This is a genomic window from Exiguobacterium sp. H66 (assembly GCF_018618705.1).
In the GTDB taxonomy this organism is placed as follows: Bacteria; Bacillota; Bacilli; order Exiguobacteriales; family Exiguobacteriaceae; genus Exiguobacterium_A; species Exiguobacterium_A oxidotolerans.
In genome coordinates this window covers 43660-55521 of the sequence record NZ_JACSMQ010000010.1, presented here as the reverse complement: position 1 = coordinate 55521, position 11862 = coordinate 43660, and the positions used below count along the sequence as shown (strand labels likewise).

The 11862-nt window shown below is 50.7% G+C and carries 14 protein-coding genes; 10 read left to right on the top strand and 4 right to left on the bottom strand.

The window, feature by feature from the left end; all coding sequences use genetic code 11:
* The coding region (locus tag KNP88_RS14320; RefSeq protein WP_214894442.1) for an IS3 family transposase at positions 1-558 on the top strand (558 nt) is incomplete at its 5' end.
* Positions 559-748: 190 nt separating this feature from the next.
* Here KNP88_RS14320 and treR read toward each other — a convergent pair.
* Genes treR through KNP88_RS14300 form a run of 4 tightly spaced genes read right to left on the bottom strand, consistent with a single transcriptional unit; the run spans position 749 to position 3693 of the window.
* Entirely contained in the window at positions 749-1456 is a 708-nt protein-coding gene (gene treR, locus KNP88_RS14315; protein ID WP_214894440.1) for a trehalose operon repressor, read from the bottom strand.
* A gap of 50 nt (positions 1457-1506) precedes the next feature.
* Positions 1507-2472: a hypothetical protein gene (locus KNP88_RS14310; RefSeq protein WP_214894438.1), complete on the bottom strand. Its 966-nt coding sequence runs from the start codon at positions 2470-2472 to the stop codon at positions 1507-1509.
* Positions 2465-3331 carry an ATP-binding cassette domain-containing protein gene (locus tag KNP88_RS14305; RefSeq protein WP_214767772.1) on the bottom strand — a complete coding sequence of 289 codons (867 nt, stop codon included), beginning with the start codon at positions 3329-3331 and terminating at the stop codon, positions 2465-2467. Before KNP88_RS14305 ends, KNP88_RS14310 begins: the two co-directional genes overlap by 8 nt.
* On the bottom strand, positions 3325-3693 hold the full coding sequence (locus KNP88_RS14300; protein WP_088837981.1) for a GntR family transcriptional regulator: 369 nt from the start codon (positions 3691-3693) through the stop codon (positions 3325-3327). Before KNP88_RS14300 ends, KNP88_RS14305 begins: the two co-directional genes overlap by 7 nt.
* A gap of 177 nt (positions 3694-3870) precedes the next feature.
* Here KNP88_RS14300 and prfA point away from each other — a divergent pair, with 177 nt between their 5' ends.
* From prfA to KNP88_RS14255, 9 genes are all read left to right on the top strand, one after another.
* The gene (gene prfA, locus KNP88_RS14295) at positions 3871-4929 is read left to right on the top strand and encodes a peptide chain release factor 1 (RefSeq protein WP_029331769.1); all 1059 of its coding nucleotides are present in this window, start codon (positions 3871-3873) and stop codon (positions 4927-4929) included.
* On the top strand, positions 4929-5777 hold the full coding sequence (prmC, locus tag KNP88_RS14290) for a peptide chain release factor N(5)-glutamine methyltransferase (protein WP_088837980.1): 849 nt from the start codon (positions 4929-4931) through the stop codon (positions 5775-5777). The genes prfA and prmC overlap by 1 nt, the downstream gene beginning before the upstream one ends.
* Positions 5774-6772, top strand: coding sequence for an L-threonylcarbamoyladenylate synthase (locus KNP88_RS14285; protein WP_088837979.1), 999 nt, complete (start codon positions 5774-5776; stop codon positions 6770-6772). Before prmC ends, KNP88_RS14285 begins: the two co-directional genes overlap by 4 nt.
* A gap of 17 nt (positions 6773-6789) precedes the next feature.
* The gene (locus tag KNP88_RS14280) at positions 6790-7305 is read left to right on the top strand and encodes a low molecular weight protein arginine phosphatase (protein ID WP_029331765.1); all 516 of its coding nucleotides are present in this window, start codon (positions 6790-6792) and stop codon (positions 7303-7305) included.
* Positions 7306-7310: 5 nt separating this feature from the next.
* On the top strand, positions 7311-7751 hold the full coding sequence (gene rpiB, locus KNP88_RS14275) for a ribose 5-phosphate isomerase B (protein WP_029331763.1): 441 nt from the start codon (positions 7311-7313) through the stop codon (positions 7749-7751).
* Positions 7752-8291 (top strand): TIGR01440 family protein, encoded by a 540-nt coding sequence (locus KNP88_RS14270; RefSeq protein ID WP_214767769.1) that lies wholly within the window; start codon positions 7752-7754, stop codon positions 8289-8291.
* A gap of 111 nt (positions 8292-8402) precedes the next feature.
* Positions 8403-9662, top strand: coding sequence for a serine hydroxymethyltransferase (gene glyA, locus KNP88_RS14265; protein WP_088837978.1), 1260 nt, complete (start codon positions 8403-8405; stop codon positions 9660-9662).
* 112 nt (positions 9663-9774) lie between these two features.
* Complete coding sequence (locus KNP88_RS14260) at positions 9775-10443, top strand: response regulator transcription factor (RefSeq protein WP_214894436.1); 669 nt, start codon at positions 9775-9777, stop codon at positions 10441-10443.
* Complete coding sequence (locus KNP88_RS14255) at positions 10440-11810, top strand: sensor histidine kinase (protein ID WP_214894435.1); 1371 nt, start codon at positions 10440-10442, stop codon at positions 11808-11810. Before KNP88_RS14260 ends, KNP88_RS14255 begins: the two co-directional genes overlap by 4 nt.
* Positions 11811-11862 lie beyond the last annotated feature (52 nt).

Below are 11862 nucleotides of genomic sequence, written 5' to 3'. Positions count from 1 at the left end.
ACACGACCGAAATATATGAGAACCATACCCGGACAAACGGCAGAAAATCTTCTGAATCGTGAATTCCATGCGGAAAAACCGAATCAGAAATGGTTAACAGATATCACAGAATTCAAATACGGCACCTCAAAAAAGGCTTATTTAAGTGCAATTCTCGATTTGTATGATGGATCAATTCGTTCATTTGTGCTAAGTCGTTCGAATAACAGTCAGCTCGTCTTCGATACGCTAAAACTCGCCTTGGATGGTGATCCTGGTAGTTTCCCTCTTCTTCATAGTGACCGTGGGTTTCAATATACGTCAAATGCCTTTCATCATATGACTCAACAAGCTGGGATCACACAAAGCATGTCCCGTGCCGGTAAATGCATCGATAATGGTCCAATCGAATCTTTTTGGGGAGCGCTAAAGTGTGAAAGCTACTATCTTCATACATTCGAAGAGTTCGATGAACTCCACGATGCAATCCGACGCTACATTCGATTTTATAATGAGCTGCGGTATCAAAAACGATTAAACGGCTTAAGTCCGCTGGAATTCAGGGCTCAAGCCGTTTAAAAAATTTATATTATTTGACCTGTCTACTTGACGGGGAGCAGTTCAGAACGTGCGTTAAAAACGCACTTTTCCCCGTAGGAGTCAACGAAACGTGACACTTTTCAGGTCATACCATGAGGAAAATCCAGACATGCAAACGGTTTAGAGCGCAATCTGTCTCGAATCGTCTTTTGAGCAGCCATCTTGCGGTCTATCGACGCGCGATATCCGTAAATTGAAATTTATCGAGACGATGGCGCGATTCCGTATGTTCGAAATGTTGCCCTTCATAATAATACGTGTCATTCGTGATGACGATGACATGCGTTGTCCCTTCTAAGTCGAGTTGTTCCCGATCTTCAGCTGTCGCAGGTTGCGCTTCGATTTTTCGTTTCGCATAGCTGATTTGCCGGTTCAACGTTTGTTCGATATACGTATAAATCGAGCCGGAAGCGACCGCTGAAGTGAGTCCTGGGACGAGTTCTGTCACGAAGTGGTTGATATCAAAAATGACGCGTTCCCCGTCGATGATTCGAATCCGTTTGATTCGTGTGATCGATGTTCCTTTTTTTACACTGAATAACTGAGCGAGCTCATCCGTCGCATCGATGACGTCGCAAGACAAAACGTCCGTTTCAACTTCGTGTTGCCCCATTTTTTGATGGGCTTCCGAGAAGCTGACGATGCCATTGAACTGAAACTCGATCGCATCTTGACTCAAGACAAAGACGCCTTTGCCTTGTTGTTTACGAACAAAGCCTTTTTCGAGCAACGCATCGATTGCCTTACGGACCGTCCCGCGACTCGCAGAGAATTCTGCCATCAATTCCGTTTCTGACGGTAATTTTGTTTCAGCAGGTAATGACCCATCCTGAATCCGGGCGGCGAGTTGTTGGGAAATTTGAAGATATTTGGGCATGGGTGTAGACCGTCCTTATTTAAAAGATTTGAAACAAGTGTAGCACGGATTCAGCGACTCCACCCAATCATCCGGCGGTAGGAACTGAAGGCAGGCCAGGCGAGAATCAAGACGGCGAGCCAATACAGGATTTGATTCTCGGACGAAATGACGCCGATGACGGCAGCGAGTATGAACGTCGTATAGACCGTAAAGAGAACGATGAAAAACGGATGCGACTTCGGGAAGACAGTAAAGCGACCGAGTCGCTCGTTTTCGCTACGCACATAAAGCTGACGGCTGATGACGAGAAGCAGGACCGTCAAAGCAGCGCTGTAAATCGCAGGACCGGTTAAATCATTCGATTGGAACAATAACGGGAACGGGGTTGTGACCGTCATCAAAAAATCCAGTGACGATGTGAAATCATCCTTAAGTCCGAAACCGAGTGTCGTGACGGCAGCGATGGCAAAAAACGTGAAGTAATTCAAAAAGAACAGGAACATCCCGATTAAGAGCTGACCGATGATATCACCCGCAATCGTTCCTGCGAACAAGAAAATAGCGAAGACGGTCATATCGAAAATGAAGAATTTAAAAAAGTCATATGTGAGATCACTCAAAGTGACGTAATCAAACGGATGGATGCCGCCGATGCCTTGTAAGATGAACCAGCTCGAGAAAAAGCCGAGGATTGGAATGATGATCAATACGGCGGCCCCGATACTCAACTTAATGAAGAATAGATGTTTTTTATGAATCGGTAAGGCATGGAGGATTAAACTGCGTCCGCTGCCCCGTTCTTGACCAACCATCAAAATGGCGAAGACGGCAATCAAAAGCGCTCCGAAACCGGCGAAAATCGGGCTGACGAGTACGGTTTGCAAGAGATTTGGTTTTGCATCAAGACGATACGTATCGAAATTCTCGATGGCGGAGAAACTGCTGAAGCCGTAGCTGAAGATTGCGAGTAAAAAGAACGTCGCGAGCGGCCAAATGCCTTGTTTGATATGATAACGAATCAATTGTTTAATCATGACGATTTCCTCCGAACGTTCCTAAAAAATAGTCTTCCATCTGAACCGGTAAGGCGTCCTTTAATAAGGGATTTGTCTTCTCTAAGTAAAGCTTTCCTGCGTCCGATAAAACGAGTAAGGTGACGACGCGTCCGGTTTGTGTCAGGACATGAATGTCATGGTGCTTCAGCTCGGGGACGATCTCGTAGACGACTTGCCATTTTTGCATGCTCGCTTTTGCATCGTCGAGCGTCTTCGGTTCCTTGACGAGGTGCTGTTCGATCGTCATCACGCGGTCCGCGAGCGTATCGAGTTCCTCGAGTTGGTGTGAGGCAATCAAGACGGCTGTCTGACGTTCCGTCAGTAAAGAGACCAGTTGCTGTAAGTAGTTGCGCTTATTAATCCGGTCGAGTCCGTCTGTCGGTTCGTCGAGTAACAAAACAGGGGCGTTCGTCGCAAACGCGAGTTGCAGCAAGAACAGTTGCGCCTGTCCTTTCGAGAGCGACGTCACTTTCCGACCACGATCGAGGTTCGACGAGCGGCAGTAGTTTTCGATATAGGTCCGTTCGAAGTTCGGATAAAAAGCCTGATAAAACTCAATCAGTGATCCGAGTGTCATCTGACGGTAGACGCCGATGGAATCGGGGACGAGAAATAGATGCTTCCGTGCTGCCGGGACGTCGTGGATTGACTGGTTGTTCCATTCGACTTTCCCGCGCGAGGGTTCGAGTGCCCCGACAAGTGTTTTCAGTAACGTCGTTTTTCCGGCGCCGTTTCGTCCAATCAATGCTGTGATCGTACCAGCAGGCAATGTGAACGAGGCGTTTTCATAAATCATCGTCGAATCGATTTGTTTTGTTAAGTGTGACACGGTCAACATGATGAATCCTCCCTGTGTTGTATGAGTAACTGATAAAGTTCTTCGTTCGAAATCGATAGTTCATTCGCGACAAGGCAAAGTGTCGTGATGTGCTCTTGAATGGCAGCTTGTTTGACTTGGTCAAGCGGCAAATCCGAGACGAAGGAGCCTTTTCCTCGCATCGTCACGATAAAGTCTCGGCTTTCGAGTTCCTGATAAGCACGGGAGACAGTGTTTGGATTGACGAGTAACGTGCTCGCAAGATCGCGGACCGACGGCATCTGTTCGCCCGACCGTAGGATTCCCCGCGCAATCGCGCGGATGATTTGCGTGACCAGTTGCTCGTAAATCGGGAGCGGACTTTTCGGATCAACGGTAAACATCCTTCCACCTCCTTAAGTGTATTAATTCAATTAGTACACTAATTATAGGAAAATGACCGTCTGACGTCAACTACCGGTCTGACGACGGAAGTGACGGTCGCGAGGAGGTCTTGCTACTGACGTTCTAAATATTTGCTATACTGACGATAGAAGAACCGTCAGGAAGGATGACCGATTATGTTGGATCGATTAAGTGCGTTAGAGGACCGTTATGAAAAATTAAATGATCAGTTGGCTGACCCGGCGATCATTAATGATACGAATCAATTACGAGAGGTCTCAAAGGAGCAATCCCAGCTCGCGCCAACCGTCGAAACGTATCGCGTTTACCGCGATAAGATGGAAGCCTATCAGGAAGCACGTCAAATGTTGACGGATCCCGAGATGCGGGACCTCGCGAAAGAAGAAGTGGCAATCCTGGAGCCGGAAATCAAGGAACTCGAAACGAAATTAAAAGCGTTACTCTTACCGAAGGATCCGAACGACGACAAAAACGTCATCGTCGAGATTCGGGGTGCGGCAGGAGGCGACGAGGCAGCCTTATTTGCGTCTGATCTTTTCAAGATGTATTCGAAGTTTGCTGAGAAACAAGCCTGGAAAATCGAAATCATCGATGCGAGCTACACGGAACTCGGCGGCTATAAAGAAATCATCTTCATCGTCAAAGGGACAGGGGCGTACTCGAAACTGAAATATGAGAACGGCGCCCATCGCGTCCAACGTGTGCCTTCGACAGAGTCAGGCGGACGGATTCATACATCAACAGCGACCGTCGCCGTCTTGCCGGAAGCGGAAGATGTCGAAGTTGAAATTCACGATAAAGATGTCCGCGTCGATACGTTTACATCGAGCGGTCCCGGCGGTCAGTCCGTCAATACGACACAATCCGCTGTCCGCGTGACACACGTGCCGACAGGAATCGTCGCCAGCTGTCAGGATGAGAAATCGCAAATTAAAAATAAAGAAAAAGCAATGAAAGTGTTACGAGCACGCGTCTATGATAAAATTCAACGCGAACAGCAGGCCGAGTACGATGAAAAACGCAAATCAGCTGTCGGGACGGGCGACCGTTCCGAGCGGATCCGGACGTATAACTTCGCTCAAAACCGGGTGACGGATCATCGAATCGGCTTGACGATTCAAAAGCTCGACCGGATTCTCCAAGGCGAGATGGATGAAGTCATCGACACGCTCGTGATGGAGTACCAGGCACGGGCATCGGAGGCGGCGAACTGATGCGGATTGCGAAACGATTGAATCAAGCACAAACGATGTTAGTCGCGGCAGGACGCGAGGCGTCGAGTGCCGAATGGTTACTTATGCATGTGTTACAAGTCGACCGGACGGGATTGCTTGTGCGACTTTCGGACGAATTATCGCCAGACGATGACTTGTTATTCAGCGAATACTTACTGGCACACGTCAATGGTGTTCCCGTCCAACATTTGATCGGGTACCAACCCTTTTATGGACGCGATTTTCAGGTTACGCCAGCTGTCCTGATTCCCCGTCCGGAAACGGAAGAATTGATTGAGTTCGTCGTCCGTCGTTTAGGCGGGGAGACGTTCCACCCGGGTGAAATCGTCGATATCGGAACGGGAAGCGGAGCGATTGGGGTCACACTCGCGCTCGAGCTCAGACAGCCGGTCACGACGGTCGATATTTCAGAAGACGCACTTGCGGTCGCGAAAAAAAATCAAGCGGCACTTGGCGGCGACGTAACTTTTTTACAAGGGGATCTGCTTGAGCCGCTCGCCGATCAATCGGTCCGTGTCCTCGTCTCGAACCCGCCTTATATTGAAGAAGATGAGTTGCTCAGTGACGTCGTATTTGACCATGAGCCTCACCTCGCGCTGTTCGGCGGAAAAGACGGTCTCGTCTTTTATCGTCGCTTGATTGACGGCAGCACACGTATTTTAAAGGACGATTTTCGCTTGATTGTGTTTGAAATCGGACACAATCAAGGAAGTGAAGTGCAAATGATGTTAAAAGAGCGTTATCCTACTGCGGAAACGGGTATTTTAAAAGATATAAACGGTAAAGACCGTATCGTGTATGCGGAACGAAAGGATTGTACAGAGTGAAGACGGAAATGATCGATCAACAGACACTGGATGTAGCAGTAAACTTATTAAAAGCAGGGGAAGTCGTCGCGATGCCGACAGAGACCGTTTATGGTCTTGCGGGGGATGCGACGAGCGAGACGGCCGTTCGGCGAATCTTCGCCGCGAAGGGCCGACCGTCCGACAACCCATTGATTGTCCATGTCGCGTCAATCGAACAGGCAGAGCAGTTCGTCACTCATATTCCGGCTGTCGCGAAACGTTTGATGGATACGTTTTGGCCAGGTGCCTTGACGATCATTCTAGAATCGAACGGAACCGCTTCAAGCCTCGTCACCGCAGGACTTGATACGATCGGATTACGGATGCCGGACCATCCTCTTGCACTTCAATTGATTGAAGCGACAGGACTAGGGTTAGCGGCACCGAGTGCCAACCGTTCCGGAAAACCTTCTCCGACGTCATCGGCACATGTCGCCTATGACCTCTCGGGACGAATCGCAGCAATCGTCGATGGGGGAGAAACCGGTATCGGTGTTGAATCGACCGTCATCGACTGTACGATGACACCTCCGGTCATTTTACGACCGGGCGGCGTCACACGTGAGCAGCTGGAAGGCGAGATCGGCACCGTGGCACTCGATCCTGCTTTATCGATGAAAGATAAAACACCGAAGGCACCGGGAATGAAGTACACGCACTACGCACCGGAAGCAACATTGTCCGTCGTGGCGGGCGACCTCTCTTTCCTGCAGCAGCTCATCGATGAAGCACGCCAAACCGGACAAAAGACCGGCGTCATTCTCTTTGACGGAGAAGACGTCGAAGCAGATGTCCGCTGTTTCCTCGGCACGACCGCAGAAACAGCGGCACAGCGTCTTTACGATTGTTTACGGCGATTTGATCAGACGACGGTGGATCAGATTTTTGTACGGGACCTATCAGAAGAAGGGGTTGGGCTAGCAGTCCGAAATCGGCTCCATAAGGCAGCAGGTGGTCGGATCATTCGCCCGTAAAGAAGGAGGATACTGAGATGAGCACACGTCGCGTATTGTTTATCTGTACTGGAAATACATGCCGGAGCCCGATGGCGATGGCATTACTACGCTCAAAAGTCGCAGATCAAGAGTTTGATGTCCGGTCTGCGGGACTTCGTTCGATGCAAGGCTTCGATGCGTCAGAGAACGCACTCCAAGTATTGCGGGAACGGGGAATTGAACTCGAGCATTATACGCAAGTTTTCGATGATGTTCTCGGACGCTGGTCTGACATCATCTTGACGATGACGCGGAGTCATAAACAAGAAGTCGGGGAACGTTATCCGGAACTGAAGGACCGGACGTTCACCCTCTATGAATATGTGACAGGGCTTGAGCGGGACATCAACGATCCGTACGGTGGATCGATGAACGTCTATCGCCAAGTTCGAAATGAACTCGAACCCCTCGTCAACCGTCTTGTGTTAAAATTAACGCAGAACGGAAATGGAAGAAAAGCGCCGGACAACCGGAAACTTCCGAAAAAACAACCTAGACAAACGGGGGAATAGTTCAGATGAAAGTAGCAATCGGTGCAGATCATGGTGGCTTTAAACTCAAAGCAGAAATCAACGGTTTATTAAAGGAACTCGGGATCGACTATACGGACTTCGGTACGTATTCTTCTGACTCGATTGATTACCCGGACGTCGCGATTCCCGTCGCGGAGGCCGTCGCGAACGGTGAATTTGATCGTGGCATCTTGATTTGCGGAACAGGAATCGGAATCGGAATCGCAGCGAATAAAGTCAAAGGGATTCGTGCGGCACTCGTCCATGATACGTTCAGCGCAAAAGCGACACGTCAGCATAACAACTCGAACATCTTGACGATGGGCGAACGTGTCATTGGACCGGGCCTTGCGCTTGATATCGCAAAGATTTGGTTAGAGACGGAGTTCGAAGGTGGACGTCACGAAAACCGTGTCTGCAAAATCTCGGATTATGAGGTGAAGTAAATGGATCTCGAACAGATTAAACAGGATCTTGAAGCCTCGTTGACCGATTTGAATGAGCGCTTCCCCCTCAAAGGGAAGCTGCTCGTCATCGGTTGTTCGACGAGTGAAGTCATCGGTAAACAAATCGGAAAAGCGGGTTCGCCGGAAGTCGCCGAAGCATTGTTTGAGGTGTTCGATACATTTCGTCGTTCGCATCAAATCGATCTTGCGTTCCAAGGTTGTGAACACATCAATCGCGCCTTGACGCTCGAACGCCAAACGGTTGAACGACTCGGACTGGAACCGGTCACGGTCGTCCCGGTACCGGAAGCAGGTGGTTCGATGGCGAGTATCGCCTACGAACGTTTTTCTGCCCCGGTCGTCGTCGAATCGATTCAAGCAGATGCTGGAATCGACATCGGAGACACGTTCATCGGCATGCACTTGAAGCCGGTCGCCATCCCGGTTCGCCTTCCGCACCGGGAAATCGGTGAGGCACATGTTACGGCAGCAACGACGCGTCCGAAGTTAATTGGTGGAATGCGTGCTAAATACGAATGATTCGTGCAAGGGGTTGCATACCTCTTGCTATTTTTCTGCACTTTTTGTGGGTGCCGCGGACTGATTATTCGTGTTAAGATAGGCGTATCGAAAATGAATGGGGGAATTCAGATGGAACAAACACCGCTTACGTATCTGAAACAGCAAGATGAGGAACTCTTTTCGGCAATGCGCAAGGAACTAGGACGTCAACGCGATAATATCGAGTTGATTGCGTCAGAAAACTTCGTCTCGCAAGCTGTCATGGAAGCACAAGGCAGTGTGCTGACGAACAAGTATGCAGAAGGTTACCCGGGACGCCGTTATTACGGTGGATGCGAATTCGTTGATCTCGCAGAAGACTTGGCACGCGATCGTGCGAAAGCGATCTTCGGTGCGGAACATGCAAACGTTCAACCGCACTCGGGCGCACAAGCGAACATGGCCGTCTACTTTACGATTCTTGACCAGGGCGATACGGTCCTCGGGATGAACCTCTCACACGGTGGCCACTTAACGCATGGTAGTCCTGTGAATTTCTCCGGTGTTCAATACAACTTCGTCGAATACGGTGTCGATCAAGAGACAGAGATGATTGATTACGATGTCGTCGCGAAGCTTGCAGAAGAACACAAACCAAAATTGATCGTTGCGGGAGCATCGGCTTATCCGCGCGTCATCGACTTCAAACGTTTCCGTGAAATCGCAGACAGCGTCGGCGCATACTTGATGGTCGATATGGCGCACATTGCAGGACTCGTTGCAGCGGGTCTTCACCCGAACCCTGTCGAGCATGCACACTTCGTCACGACGACGACGCACAAGACGCTCCGTGGCCCGCGTGGTGGGATGATTCTGTGTAAAGAAGAACATGCGAAAGCAATTGATAAATCGATCTTCCCTGGTATTCAAGGCGGTCCCCTCATGCACGTCATCGCAGCAAAAGCGGTCGCGTTCGGTGAGGCACTTGCTCCTGAATTCAAAGACTACATTGGTCAAGTCGTCACGAATGCAAAAGTACTCGGTGAAGAATTGACGGCACGTGGTCTGCGAATCGTTTCAGGCGGCACGGACAACCACTTGTTGCTCGTCGACCTGCAGCCGCTCGGCATCACAGGTAAGCTCGCTGAGCATGCCCTTGATGAAGCGGGTATCACGGTCAACAAAAACACGATTCCATTCGACCCGGCCAGCCCATTCGTCACGAGCGGGATTCGCATCGGGACGGCAGCAATGACGTCACGTGGTTTTAAAGAAGAAGAAATGAAACAAATTGCGGCATTGATTGAACTCGTCCTCAAAAACCCGGAAGACGACGACACATTAAAAAATGCACACGAGCAAGTCCTTGCATTGACAGGTCGCTTCCCGCTTTACCCGGAACGCGGGTAATCGGAACGCATGCCGACCCGTCTGTTGAACTACCTCTTTCTTTTCGATCGCTGAGAAGTCAGAGGTGGTTTTTTTGATTGACGAGTAAACGATAGGATAGGAGGAACGAAAGATGGAGATTTTAGTCGTAGAAGACGACCAAAACATCCAACGTCTGATTGTCGAGACGCTCGAAGCAGACGGGCATCGCGTCCGGGCGACGGCAGACGGACAAGAAGCGGCGTGCTGGATAAACGAGCTGACGTTCGAGGCGGCGATCCTCGACGTAATGATCCCCGGGCGGAGTGGACTTGAATTATGTGAACAGCTCCGGCAACGAGATGAACTGCCGATTTTGCTGTTGACGGCGCTCGGGGAACTGACAGATAAACGCGCCGGATTTACGGCGGGTGCCGACGATTACATCACGAAACCGTTTGACCCGGAAGAATTATTATTTCGCTTGCACGCCGTCGCCCGGCGTTATCAAAAGGCGGCGCTGCCGATTCTCCGGTTTGGTGACGTAACGATTGATAAACGCAGTCAACACGTGATGCTTGGTGAAACGGAATTGACGTTGCCTAGGCGTGAGTTCGACTTGTTACATCAGCTTGCGAGTTTTCCGGGACGTGTCTTCAGTCGGGAGGAATTGATTGAACGGGTCTGGGGACTCGACTTCATGGGTGATGATCGGACGATTGACGTCCATATCAAACGCTTGCGCAGTCGCTTGCGCCATACGGACGCGATTCACATCAGTACCGTCCGCGGTCTCGGTTATCGACTGGAGGCGAAGGGATGAAGTCACTTTATACGAAAATCGTCGGACTCGTCTGTCTTGTCCTGCTCGTGTCGGCCTTGATTTCCTTACTGATCAGCAACTTGTTTTACTACAATGTCTTGCAGTCTTCCTATAGTCAAAAGGTCGAAGAGGCGGTCGATCAATCGTTTGCCTACTATGAACGGCATGGCGACGGACAGACCGGTTCCTTTTACGACATGTTGAGCGCGACGGGTTTTCAGCTCTATGTCGTCCCGGAGACAGGCCCCGTCATTCGCCACGGCAATGCATTCCGCGACGAAACACTGGCACCGGCGATCATCGAACGGGTCCGCGCCGGGGAAGTCTATCACGGCATGCGGGACTATCCGTTTCATCTCTTTTTGCTCGGTCTGTTTGACAACGAAGTCGTCAATACAGTCGGTGCGTCGCTCAAAACACCAAACGGGACAGACGCCGTCTTCATCCGGCCGGATTTGAGCCGACAAATCCGCGAACTCCATTTGTTCGTCGGAGCCTTCCTCGGCTTACTCGTCGTCATCAGTTTTCTGTTGCTTGCCTTCTCAATCCGCTATCTCGTTCGTCCGATTAAACGCTTGACGGATGCGACAAAACAAGTCGCGTCCGGTGACTATGCCGTTCATGTGGCGACGACCTCGCGCGATGAGATTGGAGAGTTGTCACGGCGGTTCGGTGAGATGGCGGAAGCAGTCGCGAAGTCGGATGCTGAGCGCAAAACGTTCGTCGCCAACGTCTCGCACGAGTTTCAGTCGCCACTGACGACGATTAAAGGGTACGCCGGTCAACTGCAACCGCATGTCGCACCTGCCGGACAGGATAAACTGGCGACGATTGCGCGTGAAGCAGACCGGATGGCAGAGATGACCCGGCAACTGCTGGTCCTCGCCCGGCTCGATGAAGGAAGTCGGATGCGACTGGAGTCAATCCATCTTGGACAAGCGATTCGGACGACGCTCGCGACACTCGCCTACCAAATCGATGAACGTGGTGTCGCTGTCGCTGTTGATGTCGCGAGTGACATGACGATCGAGGCGGATGCCGCCGCACTCGAACATGTTTTTCAAAATGTCATCCGGAACGCCCTCCATGTTTCAAACGACGGGGACATGATTACGATTGAAGCCGAACAGACCGCGGAGCGCGTCAATGTTCGCATCACGGATGAAGGCCCCGGTATGTCGGACGACATGATTGCCCATGCCTTTGACCGCTTTTATCAAGCCGACACGGCACGCGGTTCGCGCGGGACGGGGCTTGGGCTCGCCATCGTCGCCGAGACCGTCAAGCAGTTGCACGGGACGGTCGGGATTGATTCGGAAATCGGTAGCGGAACGACGTTCATCCTGACGTTTTCACGGGCGATGTGAGTTGTTCATGCTCCGTTCATATAGTATCCGTAAGATAAGACCTGTAACGCAC